At 66.7% G+C, this 23987-nt stretch carries 22 protein-coding genes; 15 read left to right on the top strand and 7 right to left on the bottom strand.

Annotation, left to right across the window (positions count from 1 at the left end; all coding sequences use genetic code 11):
* Positions 1–73: 73 nt before the first annotated feature.
* Positions 74–868 carry an enoyl-CoA hydratase/isomerase family protein gene (locus tag ACFWUR_RS16595; protein ID WP_378907738.1) on the bottom strand — a complete coding sequence of 265 codons (795 nt, stop codon included), beginning with the start codon at positions 866–868 and terminating at the stop codon, positions 74–76.
* 175 nt (positions 869–1043) lie between these two features.
* Here ACFWUR_RS16595 and ACFWUR_RS16590 point away from each other — a divergent pair, with 175 nt between their 5' ends.
* The 5 genes from ACFWUR_RS16590 to ACFWUR_RS16570 all read left to right on the top strand — a co-directional run bounded on the left by ACFWUR_RS16590 (position 1044) and on the right by ACFWUR_RS16570 (position 11018).
* On the top strand, positions 1044–1763 hold the full coding sequence (locus ACFWUR_RS16590) for a hypothetical protein (protein WP_378907735.1): 720 nt from the start codon (positions 1044–1046) through the stop codon (positions 1761–1763).
* A complete protein-coding gene (locus tag ACFWUR_RS16585; protein WP_378907733.1) occupies positions 1760–2722 on the top strand; it encodes an ATP-binding cassette domain-containing protein in 963 nt (320 codons plus the stop codon). The genes ACFWUR_RS16590 and ACFWUR_RS16585 overlap by 4 nt, the downstream gene beginning before the upstream one ends.
* The gene (locus ACFWUR_RS16580) at positions 2719–3504 is read left to right on the top strand and encodes an ABC transporter permease (protein ID WP_378907730.1); all 786 of its coding nucleotides are present in this window, start codon (positions 2719–2721) and stop codon (positions 3502–3504) included. The genes ACFWUR_RS16585 and ACFWUR_RS16580 overlap by 4 nt, the downstream gene beginning before the upstream one ends.
* A gap of 29 nt (positions 3505–3533) precedes the next feature.
* The gene (locus tag ACFWUR_RS16575) at positions 3534–7109 is read left to right on the top strand and encodes an ABC transporter ATP-binding protein (RefSeq protein ID WP_378907728.1); all 3576 of its coding nucleotides are present in this window, start codon (positions 3534–3536) and stop codon (positions 7107–7109) included.
* 105 nt (positions 7110–7214) lie between these two features.
* On the top strand, positions 7215–11018 hold the full coding sequence (locus ACFWUR_RS16570) for a multifunctional oxoglutarate decarboxylase/oxoglutarate dehydrogenase thiamine pyrophosphate-binding subunit/dihydrolipoyllysine-residue succinyltransferase subunit (RefSeq protein ID WP_378907725.1): 3804 nt from the start codon (positions 7215–7217) through the stop codon (positions 11016–11018).
* A 78-nt stretch (positions 11019–11096) separates the two neighbouring features.
* Here the strand turns inward: ACFWUR_RS16570 and ACFWUR_RS16565 are convergent, their stop codons facing one another.
* Positions 11097–11546 (bottom strand): hypothetical protein, encoded by a 450-nt coding sequence (locus ACFWUR_RS16565; protein ID WP_378907722.1) that lies wholly within the window; start codon positions 11544–11546, stop codon positions 11097–11099.
* 212 nt (positions 11547–11758) lie between these two features.
* Between ACFWUR_RS16565 and ACFWUR_RS16560 the strand changes: the two genes are divergently transcribed.
* The gene (locus ACFWUR_RS16560; protein ID WP_378907720.1) at positions 11759–12913 is read left to right on the top strand and encodes a hypothetical protein; all 1155 of its coding nucleotides are present in this window, start codon (positions 11759–11761) and stop codon (positions 12911–12913) included.
* 111 nt (positions 12914–13024) lie between these two features.
* Here ACFWUR_RS16560 and ACFWUR_RS16555 read toward each other — a convergent pair whose 3' ends face one another.
* Both ACFWUR_RS16555 and ACFWUR_RS16550 read right to left on the bottom strand, forming a co-directional pair.
* Entirely contained in the window at positions 13025–13192 is a 168-nt protein-coding gene (locus ACFWUR_RS16555) for a hypothetical protein (RefSeq protein WP_378907717.1), read from the bottom strand.
* Positions 13162–13320, bottom strand: coding sequence for a hypothetical protein (locus ACFWUR_RS16550; RefSeq protein ID WP_378907714.1), 159 nt, complete (start codon positions 13318–13320; stop codon positions 13162–13164). Before ACFWUR_RS16550 ends, ACFWUR_RS16555 begins: the two co-directional genes overlap by 31 nt.
* Positions 13321–13477: 157 nt before the next feature.
* Between ACFWUR_RS16550 and ACFWUR_RS16545 the strand changes: the two genes are divergently transcribed.
* The 4 genes from ACFWUR_RS16545 to ACFWUR_RS16530 all read left to right on the top strand — a co-directional run bounded on the left by ACFWUR_RS16545 (position 13478) and on the right by ACFWUR_RS16530 (position 17445).
* Entirely contained in the window at positions 13478–13792 is a 315-nt protein-coding gene (locus ACFWUR_RS16545; RefSeq protein ID WP_378907712.1) for a type VII secretion target, read from the top strand.
* Positions 13789–15708 (top strand): hypothetical protein, encoded by a 1920-nt coding sequence (locus ACFWUR_RS16540; RefSeq protein WP_378907709.1) that lies wholly within the window; start codon positions 13789–13791, stop codon positions 15706–15708. Before ACFWUR_RS16545 ends, ACFWUR_RS16540 begins: the two co-directional genes overlap by 4 nt.
* 952 nt (positions 15709–16660) lie before the next feature.
* Positions 16661–16990 (top strand): hypothetical protein, encoded by a 330-nt coding sequence (locus tag ACFWUR_RS16535; protein WP_378907707.1) that lies wholly within the window; start codon positions 16661–16663, stop codon positions 16988–16990.
* Positions 16991–17076: 86 nt separating this feature from the next.
* Positions 17077–17445, top strand: coding sequence for an ADP-ribosylation/crystallin J1 (locus ACFWUR_RS16530; protein WP_378907706.1), 369 nt, complete (start codon positions 17077–17079; stop codon positions 17443–17445).
* Between the two features lie 54 nt (positions 17446–17499).
* Here ACFWUR_RS16530 and ACFWUR_RS16525 read toward each other — a convergent pair whose 3' ends face one another.
* Positions 17500–18114, bottom strand: coding sequence for a hypothetical protein (locus tag ACFWUR_RS16525; protein WP_378907704.1), 615 nt, complete (start codon positions 18112–18114; stop codon positions 17500–17502).
* 78 nt (positions 18115–18192) lie between these two features.
* Between ACFWUR_RS16525 and ACFWUR_RS16520 the strand changes: the two genes are divergently transcribed.
* Together ACFWUR_RS16520 and ACFWUR_RS16515 are read left to right on the top strand one after the other, a co-directional pair.
* Positions 18193–18750: a TetR/AcrR family transcriptional regulator gene (locus tag ACFWUR_RS16520; protein ID WP_378907702.1), complete on the top strand. Its 558-nt coding sequence runs from the start codon at positions 18193–18195 to the stop codon at positions 18748–18750.
* 96 nt (positions 18751–18846) lie between these two features.
* On the top strand, positions 18847–19077 hold the full coding sequence (locus ACFWUR_RS16515) for a hypothetical protein (RefSeq protein ID WP_378907701.1): 231 nt from the start codon (positions 18847–18849) through the stop codon (positions 19075–19077).
* Between the two features lie 84 nt (positions 19078–19161).
* Here ACFWUR_RS16515 and ACFWUR_RS16510 read toward each other — a convergent pair whose 3' ends face one another.
* Positions 19162–20163, bottom strand: coding sequence for an NAD(P)/FAD-dependent oxidoreductase (locus tag ACFWUR_RS16510; RefSeq protein ID WP_378907699.1), 1002 nt, complete (start codon positions 20161–20163; stop codon positions 19162–19164).
* A gap of 82 nt (positions 20164–20245) precedes the next feature.
* Here ACFWUR_RS16510 and ACFWUR_RS16505 point away from each other — a divergent pair, with 82 nt between their 5' ends.
* The gene (locus ACFWUR_RS16505; RefSeq protein WP_378907697.1) at positions 20246–20830 is read left to right on the top strand and encodes a helix-turn-helix domain-containing protein; all 585 of its coding nucleotides are present in this window, start codon (positions 20246–20248) and stop codon (positions 20828–20830) included.
* Between the two features lie 82 nt (positions 20831–20912).
* Here the strand turns inward: ACFWUR_RS16505 and ACFWUR_RS16500 are convergent, their stop codons facing one another.
* Complete coding sequence (locus ACFWUR_RS16500; protein WP_378907695.1) at positions 20913–21548, bottom strand: TetR/AcrR family transcriptional regulator; 636 nt, start codon at positions 21546–21548, stop codon at positions 20913–20915.
* 68 nt (positions 21549–21616) lie between these two features.
* On the opposite strand from ACFWUR_RS16500, the gene ACFWUR_RS16495 reads away from it, so the two are divergent.
* A complete protein-coding gene (locus tag ACFWUR_RS16495) occupies positions 21617–23152 on the top strand; it encodes a flavin-containing monooxygenase (protein WP_378907694.1) in 1536 nt (511 codons plus the stop codon).
* On the top strand, positions 23149–23982 hold the full coding sequence (locus tag ACFWUR_RS16490) for an SDR family NAD(P)-dependent oxidoreductase (protein WP_378907692.1): 834 nt from the start codon (positions 23149–23151) through the stop codon (positions 23980–23982). The genes ACFWUR_RS16495 and ACFWUR_RS16490 overlap by 4 nt, the downstream gene beginning before the upstream one ends.
* Positions 23983–23987 lie beyond the last annotated feature (5 nt).

Raw genomic sequence — 23987 nt, 5'->3', positions numbered from 1 at the left:
ACCTCCGTACGTCGATACAGCCGCACTGCGACTATATGACGTGGATCACACTGCTGTCAGGCGCTCGGGGCGTTCATTCGCCGCGATAGGTCGCCTTGCCCGGTCCCTTCTCGAGGAAACTGCGTACCGCACCACGCAGGTCCGCGGTGCCGAACAGCTCACCCGATACTTTCGGGGTCACCGAATCAGCGTGTGCCACACCGCCGGAACGCCACGCCTCGATGATCTGCTTGGTCGCGGCGTGCGCGCGGGTCGGGCCGTCTGCGAGCCGGGCGACCAGCGCGCCTGCCGCGGCATCCAGGTCGTCGTGGATCGCGTTGACCACGCCCCACTCGGCCATCGTCGCGGCGGGGTAGAGGTCGCCGGTCATCACGAACTCGCGGGCGCGCCCCGAGCCCGCCCGCTCGGCCAGCCGCTGCGGCCCGCCCATCGACGGCGTGAGCCCCACCACGGTCTCCACCAGCCCGAATCTCGCCTTCGGCGCCGCGAGGATGATGTCGCAGGCAAGCGACATCTCGAAGGCGGCGGTCAGGGTGAGCCCGTGCGCGGCGAACACCACCGGGCACGGCAGCGCCTCGAGCGGATGGATGATCTGCTCGAACAGCTCACGCCACAGCTGCGCGCCTTCCTCGACGGTACGGCCGTCGAAGATGTTCACATCGACGCCGCCCGAGACGACCTTGCCTTCGGCCCTGATCAGCAGAGCGCGCGGCGGTTGTGCGCCCACCGCGGCGAGATCGGCGATCAGCGCGTCGATGAGTTCGCGATCGAACAGGTTCAGCGGCGGGTGGTCGATCGTGATCGTCGCGATCTCGGCACCGGCTTCGGTGAACTCGCGCGTCAGTCGGGTTGGCCTGGTTTCGCTCATCGGGTCAGCGTAGAACCCGGCCGCGGTCCCCGACAGAGCCAGTCGGACCGGGAGGTGGGGACAGGTCACCCAGATCACGGAACCGCGCGCTGTCGGTAGTCGTTGACATGATGAGCTCGCGGGTACGGAAGTGCCCTACAGTTCGACTCGTTGGGGCGAAGAGGAGGACGACGCCGTGTTCAAGAACGCGATCGAAAAAGCCGTGGTCGATGTGCTCGACACCGGGTCCAAGTTGCAGGCGCCGGCCGTACGCCGCTATGTCGATTACCTGCGTGAGCGTCATCCCGGGGAGACTCCGGCCCAGATCGTGGCCCGCTTGGAGAAGCAGTACCTGCTCGCCGTCACCGGCAGCGGTGCCGCGGTCGGCGCCACGGCGGCGGTGCCGGGGATCGGCACGATCGCCGCGCTCGGCGCCGTGAGTGCGGAGACCGTGTTCTTCATGGAGGCCTCGGCCCTGTTCACCCTGGCCCAGGCGGCGGTGCACGGCATCGAGCCCGAGGACAAGGAAGCCCGGCGCGCGCTGGTGCTCGCGGTCGTGCTCGGTGACGCCGGAATGGCGATCGTGCAGAAGGGCCTCGGCAGCCAGTCCAAGAATTGGGCAGGCCAGCTCGCTACCAAGGTCCCCGGCATCGGGGGGATCAACAGCAAACTGCTGCAGCAGTTCATGAAACGGTTCATCACCAAGCGAGTCGCGCTGATGGCGGGCAAAGTGCTCCCCGCCGGAATCGGTGCCGCCATCGGTGGCGCGGGCAACCGGGCGCTGGGCAAGGTCACCATCGAGAACGCGCACAAGGCTTTCGGGCCCGCGCCCGCGATGTGGCCCACCCCGCTGCACAACGTGATCGACGCCGACCCGCTGCCCGCGATCGGCACCGGCAAGGTGAACAAGAAGTGAGCGAGGGCCGCGGCGGTGATGCCGTGCTCGTGCGTGGCGTGGGCAAGCAGTTCGGCCCGGTGAGCGCGGTCCACGAGATCGACTTCGCCGTGCCGACCGGTTCGGTGACCGCGCTGGTGGGGCCCGCGGGGGCGGGCAAGTCGACGGTGGTGCGCATGGCGCTGGGCCTGCAGCAGCCGACCACGGGCACCATCGAGGGCCTCGACCGCGGTCCCGCCGCGGTCGGGGCCGTCCTGAGTCCGCGTGGACTCCATCCGGCACGCACCGTGCGCGACCAGCTGTGGTCCCACGCGCCGGTCGCGGGCGCGTCCCGGCGCCGGATCGCCGCGGTGCTCGACGAGACCGGACTCAGCGCCGTGGCCGATACCGTTGTGGCCCGGCTACATCCGGGCCAGCAGACGCGGTTGGCCCTGGCGACGGCTTTGCTGGCCGATCCCCCGCTACTCGTGCTCGACGATCTGTTCGCGGGTGCGAACGGCATCGAACGCGGCTGGCTGCACGAGGTGTTGCGCCGTCACACCGCCCGTGGCGGCACCGTGCTGGTGAGCTCGGACGCGCTGGCCGACGTGGTGGCGATCGCCGATCAACTCGTGGTGCTGAGCGAAGGCACGGTCGTCTGGCAGGGCACACCGGCCAAGCTGCGCCGCGGCCATCCCGACCGCCTCGTCGTCGCCGCCTCGCCGTCCATCGCGCTGGCGACCGCACTGGCGAGCCACGGATTCACCGACGCGGTCATGCGACCCGACGGCCGTCTCGCCGTCGCCGAAGCGAGCGAGGCGACCATCCGCTCGATCGCGGAACACGCCCAGGTGCGGATCGGCAGCATCGTCACCGATCCCATCCACCCCGATCGGGTACTCGCCGCACTGACCAAACCGCGCCGCCACCGGCATACCGTGTCGACGCCGAATCCCGCCGCCTACGCCCCGGCACCGACCTCGTATGGGACACCCCGATGACCACCTCCGTGCTGCCCGCCGATCTCGTTCCCGGTATCGACACCGAGGCGCGCAAGGTCGTCGCGCTACGGCAGACCCGGCTGCTGCTGGCCGCACCGATCGCGTTGGCGCTGGTCGCGACGCTGATCACCGCGATCATGTCGGGGCCAGCCGATCCGAAGGGCCAGCCGACGACCGGTGCCGCCACGATCGGTCTCTACCTCGGGATGATCGCGGTCTTCGTGGTCGCCGCGCTGCTCGGCATCGCCGCCACCGGCGGTGAATACCGGCACAAGACCATGGCGCTGACCGTGCTGTTCGCGCCCGATCGCGACCGGCTGGTCACCGCGAAGTACGTCGCGGTCGCCGGCTTCGCCTTCGCCCTCGCGCTCGCCGCCGAACTCGTGAGCTTTGTGGTGCTGCTGGTCGCGGCGCGCGGGAAATTCGACCTGGGCTGGCAGCTGCTCGAAGTACTCGCCGCCGGACTGCTCGTCGCCGTGTGCTGGGCCGTGCTCGGTGCCGGAATCGGGCTGCTGCTGCGCACGTTCAGCGGCGCGGCGTGGCTGGTGCTCGGCTGGGCGTTCGCGATCGAACCGCTGATCTGGTTGGTGGCCAAGGGCTTCGGAGCAGGCGGATTCGCCGCGTTGCTGCCCGTCTCCGCCACGGTGGCCGGGGTGAGCGCGGGCTCGTTCGACGAGGCCGAGGTGTTCGCACCGACACCGGCGGCGCTGGTGGTGCTGCTGCTGTGGACCGCGGCGGTCGGCGCGGCGGGGTGGTGGGACCTGCGCAACCGAGACCTGTAGTGCCCGCGAAGGCGGGATCGTCGGGGTGGATGCACCGGCTGTGGCGCCTGTGCCTGCACCATCGGCGGCTGCTGGCGGGCATCGCGGTCTCGGTGCTGGCCGGGGCAGCCGTGGCCATCGCCGCACCACTGGCCACCAAACGCGCGGTCGACGCCGCCCAGGCGGGCGACACCTCGGTGATCGGCACCGCCGCCGCCCTGCTCGCCGTACTGGCGGTGACGCGGTTCGTCGTCACCTTCGCGCGCAGGCTCTGGGCGGGCAAACTGTCGCTGGAAGTGCAACACAGCCTTCGGATTTCGCTGCTCGCCGCCCTGCAACGGCTCGACGGCGCGGGCCAGGACGCGATCCGTACCGGACAGGTGGTGTCGCGATCGATCACCGACCTGCAGTTGGTGCAAGGGCTGCTGGCGATGGTGCCGTGGTCGGGGCTGGCGGTGTTGCAGTTCGTGCTGTCGGCGGTGGTGATGGTGTGGTTGAGTCCGCCGCTGGCGCTGGCCGCCCTGCTGGTCGCGCCCGCGATGGCGGTGATCGTGTTGCGCATGCGGCCCCGGCTCTACGCGGCGACCTGGTCGGCGCAGCAGCGCGCGGCCGATCTGGCCGAACACGTCGAGCAGACCGTGACCGGTGTCCGGGTGGTGAAGGGGTTCGGGCAGGAATCCCGAATGGTCGACATCCTCGAAGAGCACGGTCGGCTGCTGTTCGCCGAGCGCATGCGCGCCGCGCGGATCAACGCCAGGTTCGCGCCGGTGGTGTCGGCCCTGCCGCAGGCCGGGCTGGTCGCGGTGATCATCGTCGGCGGCGTGCTCGCCTCGCGCGGTGCGATCGGCATCGGCACCTTCCTCGCGTTCACCGCCTATCTCGCCACCATGACGTCTTCGGCCCGCACGATCACCTCGGTGGTGATCATGGCCCAGCTCACCAAGGCCGCCGTCGACCGCGTCTTCGAGGTGATCGACGCGGCGCCGGTACTGGTCGACCCGGACGATCCCACCGAGCTACCACCGGGACCGCTCGGGATCGAATTCGACGCTGTCGGGTTCGGTTTCGAGGCCGATCAACCGATCTTGGCCGATTTCGATCTCACCGTGCGACCCGGCGAGACGGTCGCGGTGATCGGTCCCGCCGGCTCGGGCAAGACCACGCTCTCGCTGCTGCTGCCCCGCTTCTACGCACCCGACGCGGGCCGGATCAATCTCGTCGGCACCGACGGCACCCGGGTCGATCTGGCCGATCTGCGCGCCGAGGAGTTGCGCGGCGCGGTCGGTGTCGTCTTCGACGATCCGTTCCTGTTCTCCGACACCATCGCCGCCAATATCGCGCTCGGCAGGCCCGACGCCACCGACGCGGAGATCTCCGCCGCCGCGACGGCCGCCGCCGCCGACGAGTTCATCGCCGCGCTGCCCGAGGGCTACGACACCGTCATCGGCGAACGCGGGCTGACCCTGTCGGGTGGCCAACGCCAGCGCATCGCCCTGGCCAGAGTGCTGCTCACCCGCCCGCGGGTGCTGGTGCTCGACGACGCCACCTCGGCGGTCGACGCCGTCACCGAGGCCGAGATCTTCCGCCGACTGCCCGACCCGGGCGGGCGGACCACGCTGATCCTGGCGCACCGCGAATCGACCCTTGCCCAGGCCGATCGCGTCATCCGGCTGCCCGCACCCACCGGGTCGGTGGTGCCGACGACGGCCGTGAAGACCACACCCCGCCTCGACGCGGGCAAGCCGCGGTCGATGTCGTCGGCGTCGAAGGACCTCAGCGAGACCCCGGAACTTCGCGCCGCGGTCGACGCCCTGCCCCCGGCCACCGAAGAACCCGCACTGCCCGGCGACCACCGCGCACCCCGACCCGACTTCAACCTGCGCGCACTGCTGCGCCCGGTGCGTGGCCTGGTGTGCGTGGTGGTGCTGCTGCTCGTCGTCGACGCCCTGCTCGGCATCGCCTTCCCGCCGCTGGTGCGCTACGCCATCGACACCGGTGTCACCGCGGGCGACGACACCGCGCTGCTGGTGTCGGCGCTGATCGGTACCGGCCTGGTCCTGGCCGGTTTGGTGGTCGGCGCCGCCGTCACCGTGCTCACCGCGCGCACGGGCGAGCGGGTGCTGTTCGGGCTGCGGGTGCGCAGCTACGCCCAGTTGCAGCGACTCGGGCTGGACTTCTACGAACGCGAACTGTCCGGCCGCATCATGACCAGGATGACCACCGACGTCGACGCGCTGTCGACGTTCCTGCAGACCGGGGTCGCGACCGGGCTGGTGGCACTGATCACCCTGATCGGCGTGGCCGTCGGACTGTTCTTCATCGATGCCGGGCTGGCGGTGGTCGTGCTGATCGCCGTGGCGCCGATGCTGCTGGCCACCCTCGCCTTCCGCCGGGTCTCCTCGGTCGCCTACACCGTCTCGCGCGAACGCGTCTCGGTGGTCAATGCCGGTTTCCAGGAGAACATCGCCGGTCTGCGCGCCGTGCAGGCCGCCCGCAACGAGCCGACCGCCGCACGCCGCTTCGCCGAGTACTCCCACAACTATCGTGATGCCAGGATCCGCGCCCAGCGTGCGATCGCGGCCTACTTCTCCTTCGGCCTCGCCTGGGCGGACCTGGCCTTGGCCGTGGTGGTCTACCTGGGCGCCAACGCCGTCGCCGACGGGCGCACGAGCACCGGAACGCTCGTCGCCTTCGTGCTCTACCTGGGTCTGTTGTTCAGTCCCATCCAGGATCTGTCCCAGGTGTTCGACGGTTATCAGCAGGCCAGAGTCGGTCTGCGGCGCATCGGCGACCTGCTACGCACCACCTCCTCGATCGCCGCCGACCCACCCGACGCGATCTCCGTCGATCGCCTGCACGGGGAGATCGTCTTCGACGACGTCCACTTTCGCTATCCCGGCGCGAGCGCCCCCGCCCTCGACGGGGTGAGCTTCACCGTGCCCCCCGGCGCGACGCTGGCACTGGTGGGCCCGACCGGCGCGGGCAAATCGACGATCGTGAAGCTGCTGGCACGCCTCTACGATCTGCCGCCCGAGCCGGGGGCGGGCGCGATCCGGGTCGACGGTGTCGATCTTCGGCACTACGTGCTCACCGAGTACCGGGCGCGGCTGGGAATCGTGCCCCAAGAAGTTCACCTGTTCACCGGCGACGTGGCGAGCAACATTGCATTCGGGCAAAGTTTTGCCACATCGGTGGACATCGCGATCGCCGCCGACGCTGTCGGTGCGGCGGAAATGATCGACGGTTTACCCAGGAAAATGCACCATCCGGTCGGCGAACGCGGACGTGGACTCTCCGCGGGCCAACGCCAGTTGATCGCGCTGGCCAGGGCCGAACTGGTCGATCCCGACCTACTCCTGCTCGACGAGGCCACCTCCACGCTCGACCCGGAGACCGAGGCATCGGTGCTGGTAGCGAGCCGATCGCTGGCGCGGGGCCGGACCACCGTCGTGGTCGCGCATCGACTCGTGACCGCGGCGCGCGCGGATCTGGTTGCCGTGGTCGAAGACGGCCGTATCGTGGAATTCGGTGCGCCGCTCGACCTACTCGCCAGTAGGGGCCATTACTCGAGACTCTGGGCGGCGGGCAGGGAGGCAGAGGGCATAGTGTCGACCCAAGACCGGTAGCGACGCCTGTCAACCGCTGGGCATATGCTCGGTGCGGGCGCATCGGCAGCCATCCGCTGATACCCCTGCCTGGCACGTCACAAACGTCGCAGCGCGAAGAACGAAATGAGGCGAACACCAGCTGTGAGCAGCTCAACTTCCCAGTTCGGACAGAACCAGTGGCTAGTCGACGAGATGTATCAAAAGTTCAAACAGGACCCGTCCTCGGTCGACGCGAGTTGGCACGAGTTCCTCGCGGATTACACCCCGGAAGCGACAGAGTCCGGTAACAGCGAGGCACCGGTCGCCTCTTCCGCTCCCGCGACGGCCGCCGCGCCCAAGTCGGCAGCTGCTCAGGCCCCGGCTCCCAAGTCGGCCGCTGCTCAGGCCCCGGCTCCCAAGGCCGCTGTGGCGACGGCACCGCCGAAGCCCGCCGCGGCTCCGGCTCCCGCTCCGGCTCCGGCCGCCAAGACCGTGCGCGCACCGCAGACCACGCCTGCACCGGTGTCCAACGCACCGGCCACCACCACCGCACCCAAGGCTGCCGCCGCGGGCCCGGAGAACAAGGTGCTGCGCGGCCCCGCCGCCGCCATCGCGAAGAACATGTCGGCCTCGCTGACGATCCCCACCGCTACGTCGGTACGCGCGATCCCGGCCAAGCTGATGATCGACAACCGCCTGGTGATCAACAACCACCTCGCGCGCACCCGCGGCGGCAAGATCTCGTTCACCCACCTGCTGGGTTACGCGATCGTGCAGGCGATCAAGGCGTTCCCGAACATGAACCGCCACTTCGCCGAGATCGACGGCAAGCCGAACTCGGTCACCCCCGCCCACACCAACCTCGGCCTTGCGATCGATCTGCAGGGCAAGGACGGCAACCGATCGCTGGTCGTGGCCGCCATCAAGGAAACCGAAGACATGAGCTTCGGTCAGTTCCACGCGGCTTATGAGGACGTCGTACGCCGCGCACGCGAGGGCAAGCTCGGCGCCGACGACTTCTCCGGCGTCACCATCTCGCTGACCAACCCCGGCACCATCGGCACCGTGCACTCGGTGCCGCGCCTCATGCCGGGCCAGGGCGCGATCATCGGCGCCGGTGCGATGGAGTACCCCGCCGAGTTCCAGGGCATGAGCGACGAGCGGATCGCCGATATCGGCGTCGGCAAGCTGATGACGCTGACCTCGACCTACGACCACCGCATCATCCAGGGCGGCGAGTCGGGCGATTTCCTGCGCACCATCCACAACCTGCTGATCTCCGACGAGTTCTACGACGAGATCTTCCACGGCCTCGGCGTGCCGTACGAGCCGATCCGCTGGCGCAAGGACATCAGCGCGCGCGGTGTCGACAAGAGCGCGCGCGTGCTCGAGATGATCGCGGCCTACCGCAACCGCGGGCACCTGATGGCCGACACCGATCCGCTGCGCCTGGTCAAGGACAAGTTCCGCAGCCACCCCGACCTCGACGTCACCCAGCACGGCCTCACCCTGTGGGACCTCGACCGCACCTTCGACGTGGGCGGTTTCCACGGCCAGGACCGGATGAAGCTGCGCGATGTGCTCTCGATCCTGCGCGACGCGTACTGCCGCCACGTCGGTGTGGAGTACACCCACATCCTCGAGACCGATCAGCTCAAGTGGATGCAGGAGCGCGTCGAGCAGAAGCACGTCAAACCGACTGTCGCGCAGCAGAAGTACATCCTGAACCGGCTCAACGCGGCCGAGGCGTTCGAGACCTTCCTGCAGACCAAGTACGTCGGCCAGAAGCGCTTCTCGCTCGAGGGCGCCGAAGCCGTCATCCCGATGATGGACGCCACCATCGACCAGTGCGCCGAGTACGGGATGGACGAGGTCATCATCGGCATGCCGCACCGCGGTCGCCTCAACGTGCTGGCCAACATCGTCGGCAAGCCGTACTCGAAGATCTTCACCGAGTTCGAGGGCAACATGAACCCGGCGGCCACCCACGGCTCCGGCGACGTGAAGTACCACCTCGGGGCGCACGGCCAGTACCTGCAGATGTTCGGCGACAACGAGATCGAGGTCTCGCTCACCGCCAACCCCTCGCACCTGGAGGCGGTCGACCCCGTGCTCGAGGGTCTGGTGCGCGCCAAGCAGGACCTACTCGACAAGGGCGACGGCCCCGACGGCTTCTCGGTGATGCCGCTGATGCTGCACGGTGACGCCGCGTTCGCCGGCCAGGGCGTGGTCGCCGAAACGCTGAACCTGTCGGGTCTGCGTGGTTACCGCGTCGGCGGCACCATCCACATCGTGGTGAACAACCAGATCGGCTTCACCACCGCGCCGGAGAACAGCCGCTCCACCGAGTACTCCACCGACATCGCGAAGTTCATCGGCGCGCCGATCTTCCACGTCAACGGTGACGATCCGGAAGCCTGTGACTGGGTCGCCAGGCTGGCAGTTGATTTCCGCCAGAAGTTCCGCAAGGACGTCGTCATCGACCTCGTCTGCTACCGCCGCCGCGGGCACAACGAGGGCGACGATCCCTCGATGACCCAGCCGGAGATGTACGACATCATCGACACCAAGCGGTCGGTGCGTAAGGCCTACACCGAGTCGCTGATCGGCCGTGGTGACATCTCCATGAAGGAGGCCGAGGACGCGCTGCGCGACTACCAAGGCCAGCTGGAACGTGTCTTCAACGAGGTCCGCGAGCTGGAGAAGTACATTCCGGAACCGTCGGAATCGGTCGAGGACGACCAGAAGGTGCCCGCCACGGTGATCACCGCGGTCGACAAGTCGGTCCTGCAGCGCATCGGTGACGCGTTCCTGAACACTCCCGACGGTTTCAACGTGCACCCGCGCGTGAAGCCGGTGCTGGAGAAGCGTCGCGAGATGGCCTACGAGGGCAAGGTCGACTGGGCCTTCGCCGAGCTGCTCGCCTTCGGTTCGCTGATCGATCAGGGCCACGACGTGCGCCTGACCGGTCAGGACTCGCGTCGTGGCACGTTCACCCAGCGCCACTCGGTGATCATCGACCGGGTCAACGCGGTCGAGTACACCCCGCTGCACAACATCGGTTCGGAGAATCCGGGCTGGTTCGCGGTGCACGACTCGGCGCTGAGCGAGTACGCCGCGGTCGGCTTCGAATACGGCTACTCCCTGGGCAACCCCAACGCACTGGTGTTGTGGGAGGCGCAGTTCGGTGACTTCGTCAACGGCGCGCAGTCGATCATCGACGAGTTCATCTCCTCCGGTGAGGCCAAGTGGGGCCAGCTCTCCGACGTGGTGCTGCTGCTGCCGCACGGCCACGAGGGCCAGGGTCCCGACCACACCTCCGGTCGCATCGAGCGGTTCCTGCAGCTGTGCGCTGAAGGCTCGATGACCGTGGCGGTGCCGTCCACGCCGGCGAACTACTTCCACCTGCTGCGTCGCCACGCGCTCGACGGGATCCGTCGTCCGCTGATCGTCTTCACCCCGAAGTCGATGCTGCGCAACAAGGCTGTGGTGTCCGACGTCAAGGACTTCACCGAGTCGAAGTTCCGTTCGGTGTTCGACGAGCCCACCTACGAACAGGGCATCGGCGACACCGCCAAGGTCAAGCGCATCCTGCTGACCTCGGGCAAGCTCTACTACGAGCTGGCCGCGGAGAAGGCCAAGCACAAGCGCGAAGACGTGGCCATCGTCCGGATCGAACAGCTCTACCCGATCCCGACGTACCGCCTCAACGAGGCACTGGCCAAGTACCCCAACGCGACCGACATCGCCTGGGTCCAGGAAGAACCGGCCAACCAGGGCGCATGGCCCTTCTTCGGCCTGAACCTGCCCGAAGTGCTGCCCGAGCGCCTCGGCCGCCTGCGTCGCATCTCGCGCCGCGCCATGTCGGCCCCGTCCTCGGGTTCGTCGAAGGTACACGCCGTGGAACAGGCCGAGATCATCGGCGAGGCTTTCGAACCGACCACGTAGTTCTCGAAAGCACGTAGTGCTCGAAACATAGTGCGACAGGGGCGGATCCGTTTCGGATCCGCCCCTGTCGCCTGTTTGCTACTGGTTGAGGGTGAACCAGGCCCGGCCCGAGAGCTGTTCCAGTTCAGGGTGATGCGGGTAGAGGTCGGCGGTGGCGACGATTTCCGCCTCGACCCGGCCCGGCCCGGGGCCCATGCCCATGCCGGTGATCACACCGTCGGTCGCGTTGATGACGCCATTGGCGTCGACGGTGTGGGACTGACCGTTCTCCCGGCCGGTATCCAGGTTCTTCCACCGCACCGCCACTCGATAACCCTCGCAGTCCTGCCCGGTCTGGACGATCTTCACCCGCACCCCGAGATGCCCGGCCTGCGGCTGCGGCACCGTCTCGGCATTGATGATGGCCGCGCAATTGTTGCCCGGCACCCGCACCAGCGTCGGCTGGAACTGAACAACCGGGTCGGACGGCAGCGCCGCCGCTGGACCGACCACCCCGACGACCGCGGCGACGGCGGCTGCGGCAGCCACCCCGACCCGAACCGAAACCCGTTGACTTTGCGTTCTTTTCAGATTCATACCCGAATATGGCCACCGGACCGAAACTCGTTAACCACCGCAACGGTTTCCCGGCGGCAACCGGCGAGGAGATCTGGATCACAGAGATCTCTCAGGAGTACGGCAGACCGGCCTCACGGTCGCCGAGTAGCGTCCGCCGCGAACCATCGACAGGAGTGTGACAAGTGAGCGGACGAAACGGATTCCTGCTGCTCGGCGGGATCGCGTCGGTAGGGGCGGGCGCTGTGCACTTCATGGCGGCGGGGATGCATACCGAGCACGCGACTTTGGCGCGGCTGATGGTGGTGCTCGCCGCGGTGCAGTGTGCGACCGGGGTGGCGGTGTTGCTGAGCGAGCGCAAGGTTGTCGTGGCGTCGATGCTCGCGGTGAACGGTTCCGCGGCCGCGGTGTGGGCGTTCACGCGGTTCGCGGATGTGCCGTTCATCGCCGGGTTGACCGCGGAGTCACCGCAGGTGGCCGACACCGTGTGTGCCGCTTTGGGTGCGCTGGCCGTTGTCGCCGCCGGTGTCGGGCTGCTGCGGCCCACCGCGACCTTGCCCCCGATGCGCTCGGGGATCGCGGCGGCGGCAGTGGGTGTGCTCGCGCTGGCGGCGATGCTCAACGGCGTCGGACACGTCCACAGCCACGGCGAAACCGGCGAGCACGCGCACGCCGCGGGCGACGATCACGCGCACGGCGCGGGGGACGACGCGAACTGGCCTCGCCCCTATGATCCGACCGCGCCGATCGACCTGTCCGGTGTCTCCGGCGTGAGCACCGACCAGCAGGCCCGCGCCACCAACCTGATCCGCAGCACCCTCGACGGCCTGCCCGCGTTCGCCGATGTGAATACCGTTGGCGCGTTGGGCTTCCGCTCGATCGGCGACTCGGCGACCGGGTACGAGCACTACATCAACACCGGCTACATCCGTGACGACAACTTCCTCGACGCCACCCACCCGGAGTCGCTGGTCTACCGAGTCGACGGCACGAACCGCACACTCGTCTCGGCCATGTACATCGCCAACGGCAAGAAGATCGACGACCCGACCCTCGTGGACTTCGGCGGGTCGCTGATGCAGTGGCACGTCCACGACAACCTCTGCTGGAAGGCAGGCGACAACGGCCCGCAGGTCGCCGGCGTCACCGATGAACAAGGCAACTGCCCGCCCAACTCGATCAACCCCGGTGCGGGCAATCCGATGGTGCACGTATGGATCGCCCCGCACGAGTGCGGCCCGTTCGCGGCGCTCGAGGGCCATGGGGCGGGCCAGGCCTCCGCGGGCGGGCGCCGAACAGACACCTGCGGCAGCCACGACCATGGCGGCGGTCACAAGTAGGCAGCAACACTGTCAACAACCATCCCCGGCCGTGCCGCAAGGTTGAATGCTTGCACACTGCCGTGGGCGCGAGCTCGACTTCGCTGGAGGTACGAATCAGCCGGGCTGAACTCAGCGACGCAGAGCGTCGATCGTGGTCTTCGGAGAAGTGTTGAAGCGGGACAGGATTCCGAGTTCCAGTTCGCTCCCGACATTGATCAGTCGTTCGAACAGGGTGTGTTCGGGCGCCATCCGCACACCCGCACCGATCATCGCGCGCCCGAACGTGGCGCCGCGCACTCGCGCATTTTCGACTCCGCCAGGTCGGGGTCGGCGGGTACCTGCCAGGAGACGATGTCGAATCCCGCTGCCCATAGGGCGGATTCGCCTGCCTCGATGCATGCGGCCAGCGCGTCTTCGTCGGCCAACGCACACCGACGCCCCCGATCCTGGTCTGGCCCGAAGCCGCTACCTCGAGCCACGTCGCCCCTTGCCGCGCCCGATCCACAGTTGGAGGCGGGCGGTACACTTCCCGCTTCGACGCCGATATCGCAATAATCGGCCGATCGGACGAAGGCGGGGGCGATGAGTTTGAAGGTGGACCCGGATGCGCTCCGGGCATGGGCTGGCTGGTTGGACGGCCTATCTGACGATGTCGAGGCATTGCAGAACACCGCGACAATGACCAACACGGCGTCGTTCGGCGCAGTGGGAGTATTCCCCGGCACCGACATCGGTGCCGCTTTGACCAGCGCCCAAACCGCCGTCAAGGGCGCGCTGGGTACCTTCGCTACCCGACCGGCCGAGATGGCCACCATCGCCAGGGGCGCCGGTGACAACTATGAGATAACCGATGTACAGTTCGCCGCCGGTCTGCAGGCGATGGGCGGGGTGTCATGACCGAAGCCGCGCTGCGGATCTCGCAAGTCGAAGCGTGGGACGGCGGTGTCTTCGATGCCGGAACCTCGTCGCTCGGAGTCGTCGTCGCCAAGTTCGACGGTCTTTTGGCGTCGATGCTGATCGAACAGGACGATCTCGCTGAATCTTGGAACGGTGCGGGAGCAGACGCTGCTGCTAGCCGAGTGGTCAGCGACAAGACGGCGGGAAGTCATATCTCGGCAAAGATCGACGCTGTCAAGATCGTACTCAGCACGGGCAAGTCCGAGCTACAAGCTGCCAAAGACTTCGTTCTGACCAAACGCAACAACTTCGTCGAGTGGGGATTCGAAATCGACGACCGCGGGATTGTGTCGGCAAACGCGAAGATCAGGGAGTTGCGAAAGACCGGCATGGAGAATGGGGCGTCGATCACCGCCGGCCTGGAACTGATGGCCGAGGCGGGACGCTACAGCCTGGAGCTACTCGGGGCATTGCAACACGCAAAAGGCGTTGCGACCTCGGTCCAGACCAGACTGCAGACCGCGACGACTGAGCTCAACACCCTGGTCGCCACCGAAGCGCCGTCGAAAGCGATGCGCGACCTCGGAATCGGACGCCCGTCAACGGACGCGACTCCGGGATCATTGATTCCCTCCCCGGTGGAGGCCGCCCAGGCGCTGAGTGAGGGCAAGGAAGTGCGGGTGATGATGCCCGATGGATCCACACGCATCATCACCCCGAACGCGGATGGCACCTTGACTGTTGCGCAATCGGTGATCGGACCGGACGGGGCGACCACAATCACTGCCAGTACGAATGGCGGTCCGTCGACCACGACGGTGATGACACCTCGTGCGGACGGATCGGGGATCATCGACACAACAGTCACGAACGCGAGCGGAACCACCCAGCGGAGCCGCACCATCCCAACGGGCACGGGGCGAAACGAAACCTATGCGATCAACCCTGACGGGTCGGTGGGCACCAAGCTTTCGGAGTCCTACCGCGCTGACGGCGGAATCGTGACTGACACACACAGGGACGGCGTCATCGACCGGCAGTGGAAGGGCCCCGACGGTTTCACGGCCAACGAGCGATATGCGGTCGGTCCCGACGGCCAGCAAGTATTGATAGGAACATCCAATTCAGCGCAGATGACATCGGTTCTGCAGCCGGACGGTACCATCCAAACCACCTACCCCGACGGTCGGTCGGCGCTCACACGAGAACTTGCCGATGGCAAGGTAGTCACAGAGTTCTCCGACAAGTCGGTCCTTGCCTACGATCCGAAGGCCGCCGTCCCCGGCGTCGCCCAACAAAGCCCATGGGACGTGGTGAAGGCTTGGAGTGGCGGGCATGGAACGGGATTTGTCGACTCGACCACCGGAACAGTTGAAACCCATCCGTGGGCATCAGGTGCGGGTGTTGCAGCTGCGGGAGGTGGTGAGGCAGTCAGCCAAGTCGGCAAGACGATGGCTGGTGAGGCGGCGGGGCTGGCGGGCAATGCCGCTGCAAAACAGATCATCGCCAATAGCATGCTCGATGCTGGTACCCCCGGCGCTGGTCGTGCCGCGATCGAGGCGCTCGACGCCTCGGCCGACGCTACGGGAAAGGCAGGTGCGGCGAGTGCCGCCGGAACCGCCGCGAAGGTGCTCGGCTGGCCCGCCACAATTGGCATCAACTCATACATCAACTATGACGACTGGCAGAACGGAAAACCGGCCGACGAAGCGATCGCGAACGCCACTGGCGGCACGCTGGGTGGAATGGGTGGCGCGGCGGCAGGCGCTTGGCTAGGTGCACAGTTTTGCTCACCGGCGGTTCTGACCGGGGTCGGGGCCTGGGTTCCTCTTGCCTGCGGCGCAGGAGGCGCTGCACTCGGTGGGTTCTTCGGAGGATCCGCTGGTGCATACGTTGCTGAACAGCCTTTCAAGTAGAAAGAATCTACGATGTCAGTGCACTCGAGAATATTGACAATAGTCCCGACCAAAGGCCCCAGGGTTCCGCTTCCTGCGTGGCAAACAGTTTGGGGAAAACCGCGTCCGGCAATCCAAACAATTGCGGCGACTACGTTTTTCGCGATCGGGGCCTTGGTATTCATACCCTACAGTATCGAAGCTGCGAAATCCGGGAACTCAGCTCGGACAATTTTCGGGCTGCTGGCAATTCTCGTAGGCTTGACATTCGTGGCAGCTGGCGCGCCGCATTTGCGAGCTCGACGAAAGCGAATTCCGCGCAACTTGCTTATCAAAGGACCCGACCGCAACGTTCTCGGACTTCAGTTCCGCTTGGTTCGATACTGGCGAGTAACTCTTGTGCTATGGCTGACAGTCGGACTAGCGTTCACGCTCACACGGGCGACCCTGTCGCTCGAACAGCTCCTGACCGGCAGCGGCGATCGGGTAGCTTTCAACGTGCTTGCCATCACGTTATCAGTCGCAGCCGCAGGACTGCTTGCGTTTCTTTTAATTTTGCTTACAATTAGAACTAGCGAAAACAGCATAACGATTAGCAGAGACGGGGTCCTGCGCAGGATGGGGAATGTTACCCTAACGATCCACTGGGGCAGTATCGATCGAATCGAGCCTCGGGTAGTGAACAATGTAAATTCCGTATGCCTGACTCCGCTCCCGCATGAGGAATTCATATTTGATGCATGTAAAGGCAAAGACGCGCGACCGAGTCGCAATAAGGGCGTTGAGGAGATAGTTCTTCCGGCGACATCATTTGGCGTCGATCCTGCCCTACTGCTTTGCATCCTTACCTATTACAAGGAAAATCCCGGGGATCGTCACGAGCTGGATTCCGAAGGCGTACTCGATCGAATAAAGAGCGGGAGGCTCGTCCGCCCAGGACGAGGCTGACAATTCTCACCAAGAGGAATACTGGGTGAGCGTCGACTATATCGTGCGGCTCGAGCAGGGCCGCGGCCCAAAACAACTCAACCAAGCTCTCGGCGCCCTGACCAGGGCGTTGCGCCTCAACGATGTCGACCGCGACTTCGTCTATCGGCTGGCCGCCGCCGAACCGCCACAGGCAGGCCGGATCTCGATGCTCATCCGCCCCATTGTGATGCGTCTGTTCGACCGTCTCGCCGATCTGCCCGTGATGGTCCTGTTCGCGAAATTTGACATCTTGGCCTGGAAACTCTGTCCGCGGCCCTGTTCGGCGACTCCTCCGCGACCCCCATCGCCACGGCTCTCGACCCGCTCCGGGTAACCGGCCTGGAAACCTTCGACCCCCACTGAGCCTACCGACCCGAAATCCACTGGGCGCCGTACCGCGGTCACGACTACGGTGCCTGCATGCACACCACGACCCTGTGGCGCCCGACCGGCCCCGAAGAGCTGGCCCTGGTGGCCGAATCCGGTTGGCGCACCTGGCCACCGCGCCTGCCCGACCAGCCGATCTTCTACCCGGTCCTCAACGAGGCCTACGCGATCCTCATCGCAAGGGACTGGAACGTGCCGGCCTCCGGCGCGGGCTACGTCACCCGTTTCGAGGTCGATACGACCTACCTCGACCGCTACGACGTGCAACAAGCCGGTGGCCGCGACATCCTCGAATATTGGATCCCCGCGGAGGATCTCGACGAATTCAACCGCAATATCGTCGGCGGTATCGAGGTCGTCCGCCGTTTCCCCGACGACGCGCCCCTGCCCGGCAGGAGTTGAATCTCCCGCGTCGACAGCGGCGCGCAGGGCGGGTCCGACTGAGACCTTCGGGGGTCAGAGGGCTCGGGCCGTCACCATCGCCGTACGAATCGATGCGAGCGCGGCCCGCGGGTCGTCGGCCCAGAACGCGACGGTGCCGACCGTGAAGTCGCCGTGGGGGGTGTGGAAGGTGCGCGGTTCGGTCAGGTCGACGCGAATATTGGTCGAACTGCCGACGATCACAGCGAGCGTTGTCTCGCCGGGGCCGGTGAGCTGCAGCGACTTTGCGCCGTCGTAGGCGCGCAGATCGGTGCGTACGGCGCGGATGTCGGCGACGGGGAGGTCGAGGGCGACCCGGCGCAGGGAGCGGATCCGGAGGAGTTCGTCGGTGAGCACGTGGGGATACATGTGGTGCGCGGCCAGCATGCCTGCCATCCACAACAGTCCCCAGACGCCGAGGATCAGGGCGACGAGCTGGACCGGCGGCCACGGGATGATCAGGTGGACAGCCGGGATCTCCACGGCACTGACCACCAGGAACGCCCAGAAGAACGCCGAGACCGCACCGGCGTATCGAATCGGCGTACCGGCCGCGATGTCGGGCCTGCGGGCGAGGGCGCGCGCGAGGCTCACCCAGATGTCGATTTCGAGGCGGACGAAACGTCGTGCGAGCTGGGTGATCGGGCGCATGGACCCTCCTTTTCAATACACTTGCATTGTAAAGAGCGAGAAGGTGGCAATACAAGTGCATTGTGAAAAGATGGACCAATGCCGAAGCGGGTGGATCACAGTTCTCGACGCGCGACGATCAGTGACGCGGTGATGCGACTGCTCGCCCGAGACGGGCTGGAGTCGATCAGCCTGCGCCACGTCGCCACCGAGGCAGGCGTGTCCGCCGGTCAGGTGCAGCACTACTTCCCCAGCAAGGAGGCGATGATGGAGTTCGCGACCACCACCATCGCCGAACGGATCACCGAACGGATCGCCGCGGCGGGCCCCGACCCCGACCTGCGCCACATCCTCACAGCCCTGCTGCCCACCGATGCCGAATCGGCCGCCGACGCGCGCATCCTGATCGGCTACCTGGCCTTCGCCTCGGTCCGCCCCCGGGTGGCGGAAACCCTGGCAGCCAACGGCCTTGGCTTCCGCGACCACCTGGCCGCCATGATCGCCCACCATCCCGACCCCGACTCGGCCGCCGACATGCTTCTCGCCCTTCTCGACGGCCTCGCCCTGCACGTCACCATCGGCCAACTCTCGCCCGACAAGGCCCGAGCGCTGCTGACCTCGGCCATCGATGACGTGCAGGGCCACCGCACTCGGTGACACGGCGTTCCTGCGCCCCGGTTTTCGGGGCTACCGGTCGGTCGGTTCAGAAGGGATCATTGCTGTTGCCCGTTCTGCGGCAATACTTTTCGAACAATGGGAGACAGCGTGTCGATCGGGAAACTTGTCATGGCCGGGATGGCGATCGTGGCGCTGGGAGCTGTGGCGCCCGCTACGGCGATGGCCGCGCCGACAGCAGCCGCGCCGGTCGCCGAGACCGGTAGCGCCGATGCGACCAGCGGCAGCGGGACGTTGGTGATGCTCATCGAGGAACTGTTCAAGCCGTGCCCGTTCAGCAGCACGGTGTGCCCGGCTACCGACAACTGAGCGCCCCGGCGCATCGCCCCGGCGTGACCTACGCCGGGGCCGAAAGTGGTCCTCGACGGATGTGCTGCGTCGAGGACCACTCCGCTAGACGGACGCGGATTCGCTCCGGCCCTCGCGTACGCGACGTTCGGCGACCGAGGCCGCGGTTTCGGCCATCACCAGTTCGGCGTTGATCTGCGCGCCCGCCATGGCACCGGCCGCGGCGGCGGCGCCCACCTGGGCGGACGGGTCGGTGGCGTTGCCCGCGATCCAGACACCGGGGACCGAGGTGCGGCCTACGGGGTCGGCGGGGATGTGGTCGCCCGCGCCGGAGGGGTGCGGTTGCGGAACCAAACCCAGACCGGCGAGGAAGGTGGCGCGGGTGTTCATCCGAGGGGCCACCACCAGGGCGTCGCGTTCGACGACGGTGCCGTCGGAGAGCCGAACGCCCGTCAGGCGGTCGGCGCCGAGTACCTCCACGACCTCGCCGTCGACGATCCGAATACCGCGTGCCATCAGCTTTTCCGCGTCTTCGTCGCTCACCGGGGCCACCGTATGGGAGAGGAAGACGATGTCGTCGCTGAGCTGGCTGAACAGCAGCGCCTGATGCACCGACATCGGACTGCTCGCCAACACGGCGATGCGCTGATCGCGCACTTCCCAGCCGTGGCAGTACGGGCAGTGCAGCACGTCGTGACCCCAGTGTTCGCGTAGGCCACTGACTTCGGGGAGCTCGTCGGCGAGGCCGGTGGCGACGAGGACGCGCCGGGCCCGCACGGTCCGCTCGTCGGCGAGGGTCACCACGAAGCCCTCGATGTCGGTGGTCCCCGACGGATCGGCGTCACGGTCGACCGTGACGACCTGACCCGAGACCACATGTCCGCCGTACCCACGCACTTCGGCCCGCCCGCGCTCGAGCAGCTCCAACGGCGACATTCCCTCGCGCCCCAATAGTCCGTGCACCCCCTCGGCAGGTGCGTTGCGCGGAGACCCCGCGTCGATCACCGCTACCGAGCGCCGTGAACGCGCCAGCATCAGCGCCGCGTTCAGCCCAGCGGCTCCGCCACCGAGCACCACCACGTCGTAAGAATCATCCAGCTGTGTCATCTCGACCTCCTTCGAGAATCCACATTGCATCCCCGCACCGAAGACTGGCAACCTTCTTTGCCGACATGGCAAACTGAATGCCATGGACGACCTCGATCAAACCCTCGACTCGGTCGGCCCTCGGCTGCGCGTCCTGCGCAAACAGCGCCAGACCACCCTCGCCGACCTGTCCCAGGAAACCGGCATCTCGGTGAGCACCCTGTCCCGGCTGGAATCCGGCGACCGCAAACCCACCCTCGAACTACTGCTGCCCCTGGCCAAGGCGCACGGCGTCACCCTCGACGAACTCGTCGACGCCCCGCCCACCGGCGACCCGCGGATCCACCTGCGCCCGGTCACCCGCCACGGCATGACCATGCTCCCGCTCACCAAACGCGCGGGCGGCATCCAGGCGTTCAAGATGATCATCGCCCCGGGCGCCCGCGATCGGCCACAGACGCCGCAGGTGCACGAGGGTTACGAGTGGCTCTACGTGCTCAACGGTCGCCTGCGCCTGATTCTCGGCGACAACGACCTGATCATGAACCCCGGCGAGGCCGCCGAATTCGACACCCACGTCCCGCACTGGTTCGGTGCCGCCGACGAGCAATCTGTCGAATTCATCAGCCTGTTCGGCAAGCAGGGCGAGCGCGCGCATCTGCGCGCCCGCCCGAAGGGCTCGGCCTGACAACCTGCTCAGCCGAGCGTGAAGCTCGCGCGTCCCGAGATCCCCGGTTCGCAACACGCCGCACTGTCCGTTGACAGCGAGCTCAACCCTGCAGCGCCGTGATCAACGCCGGACTCAACGCCAGCGCGGGCAACGACTCGACCAGCAGGTCGACCAGCGCCTCGCGACTGATCGGCTTGTCGATCATCCAGGTGAGGATGGTCTCTTCGACGAAGGCGATCCAGCCGCGAATGGCCAGGGTGAGCCGGGCCAGGTCGGGATCCTCGGGCGGCAGCGGCAGTTCGCTGACGATGAGATCGGCGATGGCACCACGGGTTTCGTTGACATAGTCGGCCATGTCGGGGGTGACACTGGCGGGCCCGCGCAGCACGGAGCGATAGGACGCGGAATGCTCGGTGGCGTAGTCGACGAACCGTTCGATCGAGTCGCGCAGCATGTCGAACAGCGACAGTTCACGGTTGGGCATGATCGCGGTGAAGAAGTCGGTGCTCACGTGCCGAGCGATCGCCTCGTGGAATTCCTGCTTGGAGGCGAAGTAGTGGAACAGCAGGCCGCGCGAGATGCCCGCCTGCTTGGCGATGTCGTCGACCGAGACGTCCTCGAGCGACCGGTCGGCCAGCATCTCGGCGCCGAGGGTGATCAGCTGTAGCCGCCGCTCCTCGGGGCCGAGCCGGACACGCTTCGTCTCTCCCGTACTCCTGGTACTCACAAGTGACATCCTAGCCACTACTGAATCTGGTTCAATAGCTATTGACTGCGCCTCAATAAGACCGTATTCTGCATTACATGAGTCGCAAGGTTACAGACAAAGTTGTCGAACCCCGAGCAGGTGTCCGCCACGTCAAGACGATCATCGTCGGCAGCGGGTTCGCCGGGCTCGGTCTGGCCATTCGCCTGCGTCAGCAGGGTCGCGAGGATTTCCTCGTGCTCGAGCGTGGCAGCGAAGTCGGCGGCACCTGGCGCGACAACACCTACCCCGGTGCTGCCTGCGACGTGCCCTCGCACCTGTACTCGTATTCGTTCGCGCCGAACCCGGACTGGACCCGCTCGTTCTCCAAGCAGGGCGAGATCCAGGCCTACATCAAGGGTGTCGCCGAGCGCTACGACGTGCTCGACCGGCACGTCTTCGACTGCGATGTGCAGGCCATCCGCTGGAACGACGTGGACGCGCGGTGGGAGATCAGCTCCACCCAGGGCGAGTTCACCGCCGACACCGTGGTCTCCGCGGTCGGCGCGCTGTGCGAGCCCGCGCTGCCCGACATCAAGGGCATCAACGACTTCGAGGGCGAGATCTTCCACTCCGCCCGCTGGAACCACGACGCCGACCTCACCGGCAAGCGCGTCGCGGTGATCGGCACCGGCGCCTCCTCGATCCAGATCGTGCCCGCCATCGCGAGCAAGGTCGCCACGCTCGACGTCTACCAGCGCACCGCGCCGTGGCTGCTGCCGCGCATGGACCGCCCGTACCTGCTGCCCGAGCGCCTGGCGTTCAAGCACATCCCCGCGGTGCAGCGGCTCTCGCGCGCGGCCATCTACGCCGCCCGCGAGACCCAGGTCGTCGGCCTGACCCGCTTCCCCGTGCTGATGAAGGCCTTCGAGGCCCTCTCGCGCGCCAAGCTGCAGATCGAGATCCGCGATCCCGAACTGCGCAAGAAGGTCACCCCGAACTACCGGATCGGCTGCAAGCGCATGCTGATCTCCAACGAGTACTACCCCGCGCTGGATCGCGACAATGTCGACGTGATCACCGACGGCATCGCCGAGGTGAAGCCGGGTTCGATCGTCACCGCCGACGGCACCGAGCGCGACATCGACGCGCTGATCGTGGCCACCGGCTTCCACGTCACCGACTCACCGACCTACAACGCCATGGTCGGGCGCGACGGGCGCACGCTGGCCGAGGTGTTCGACGAGATCGGCCAGCAGGCCTACAAGGGCTCGGCCATCGCCAACTTCCCCAACATGTTCTTCCTGGTCGGCCCGAACGTGGGCCTGGGCCACACCTCGATGGTCTACATGATCGAATCGCAGATCAACTACGTCAGCGATGCGCTGGCGACCATCGACAAGCAGGGCCTGCGCACGGTCGAGGTGCGCGAAGACGCGCAGCATGCCTACAACGCCGACCTGCAGGACAAGTTGGGCAAGACCGTCTGGAACACTGGCGGCTGCGCCAGCTGGTATCTGGACAAGCACGGCAACAACACCACGTTGTGGCCGGACTTCACCTTCGAATTCCGTAGGCTGACAAGGCATTTCGATGCCGATGCCTACACTACGACAACCGCAGACGCCGATCTGAAAGTGGTGGCAGCTCAGTGAGCAAAGATGCTTACTTCACGAACAAGGTATGCGTGATCACCGGCGCGGGCTCCGGTATCGGCCGAGCGCTGGCCGAGAACCTGGCCGCGCGGGGCGCCAAGCTCGCACTCTCCGACATCGACGCCGAGGGCCTGGCCCAGACCGTCGCCTCCTGCGAGAAGCTGGGCGCGCAGGTCAAGTCCGACCGGCTCAATGTGGCCGAGCGTGAGTCGTTCCTGCTCTACGCCGATCAGGTGAAGGCGCACTTCGGTGTCGTGCACCAGATCTACAACAACGCGGGCATCGCCTACCACGGTGACGTGATCAAGACCGAGTTCAAAGACATCGAACGCATCATGGATGTGGACTTCTGGGGTGTCGTCAACGGCACCAAGGCGTTCCTGCCGATGTTGATCGAGTCCGGCGACGGCCACGTCGTCAATGTGTCCAGCCTCTTCGGCCTGGTCACCGTGCCCGGCCAGGCGGCCTACAACTCGGCCAAGTTCGCGGTGCGCGGCTTCACCGAGGCCCTGTACCAGGAGATGCGGGTCGCCAAGGCGCCCGTCAAGGTCACCTGTGTGCACCCCGGCGGCATCAAGACCGCCGTCGCCCGCAACGCCACCTACGCCGAGGGCATGGACGGCGCCAACACCGCCTCACTGTTCGACAAGTACCTCGCGATTCACAGCCCGGAGATGGCCGCGCAGACCATCACCGAGGGTGTGCGCAAGGGCCACGCCCGCGTGCTGATCGGCTGGGAGGCCAAGGTGCTCGACGTGAGCGTGCGATTCCTCGCCTCCGGCTACAACCGGATCTCGGCCGTGGTCAACGGCCGCTTCATGCCTCACTGACACCC

Origin of the sequence: Nocardia sp. NPDC058633, assembly GCF_042717045.1 — a bacterium.
Lineage (GTDB): Bacteria > Actinomycetota > Actinomycetes > Mycobacteriales > Mycobacteriaceae > Nocardia.
Note: the sequence above shows the minus strand (reverse complement) of the source record. Positions and strands in the feature narration are given on the sequence as shown.

Coding starts and splice junctions, on each gene's coding strand:
- ACFWUR_RS16530 (WP_378907706.1), top strand. CDS start 17,077: ATGCACACCACGACCCTGTGGCGCCCGACCGGCCCCGAAGAGCTGGCC.
- ACFWUR_RS16515 (WP_378907701.1), top strand. CDS start 18,847: ATGGGAGACAGCGTGTCGATCGGGAAACTTGTCATGGCCGGGATGGCG.
- ACFWUR_RS16540 (WP_378907709.1), top strand. CDS start 13,789: ATGACCGAAGCCGCGCTGCGGATCTCGCAAGTCGAAGCGTGGGACGGC.
- ACFWUR_RS16500 (WP_378907695.1), bottom strand. CDS start 21,548: ATGTCACTTGTGAGTACCAGGAGTACGGGAGAGACGAAGCGTGTCCGG.
- ACFWUR_RS16545 (WP_378907712.1), top strand. CDS start 13,478: ATGAGTTTGAAGGTGGACCCGGATGCGCTCCGGGCATGGGCTGGCTGG.
- ACFWUR_RS16570 (WP_378907725.1), top strand. CDS start 7,215: ATGAGGCGAACACCAGCTGTGAGCAGCTCAACTTCCCAGTTCGGACAG.
- ACFWUR_RS16505 (WP_378907697.1), top strand. CDS start 20,246: ATGGACGACCTCGATCAAACCCTCGACTCGGTCGGCCCTCGGCTGCGC.
- ACFWUR_RS16525 (WP_378907704.1), bottom strand. CDS start 18,114: ATGCGCCCGATCACCCAGCTCGCACGACGTTTCGTCCGCCTCGAAATC.
- ACFWUR_RS16510 (WP_378907699.1), bottom strand. CDS start 20,163: ATGACACAGCTGGATGATTCTTACGACGTGGTGGTGCTCGGTGGCGGA.
- ACFWUR_RS16580 (WP_378907730.1), top strand. CDS start 2,719: ATGACCACCTCCGTGCTGCCCGCCGATCTCGTTCCCGGTATCGACACC.
- ACFWUR_RS16520 (WP_378907702.1), top strand. CDS start 18,193: ATGCCGAAGCGGGTGGATCACAGTTCTCGACGCGCGACGATCAGTGAC.
- ACFWUR_RS16595 (WP_378907738.1), bottom strand. CDS start 868: ATGAGCGAAACCAGGCCAACCCGACTGACGCGCGAGTTCACCGAAGCC.
- ACFWUR_RS16575 (WP_378907728.1), top strand. CDS start 3,534: ATGCACCGGCTGTGGCGCCTGTGCCTGCACCATCGGCGGCTGCTGGCG.
- ACFWUR_RS16495 (WP_378907694.1), top strand. CDS start 21,617: ATGAGTCGCAAGGTTACAGACAAAGTTGTCGAACCCCGAGCAGGTGTC.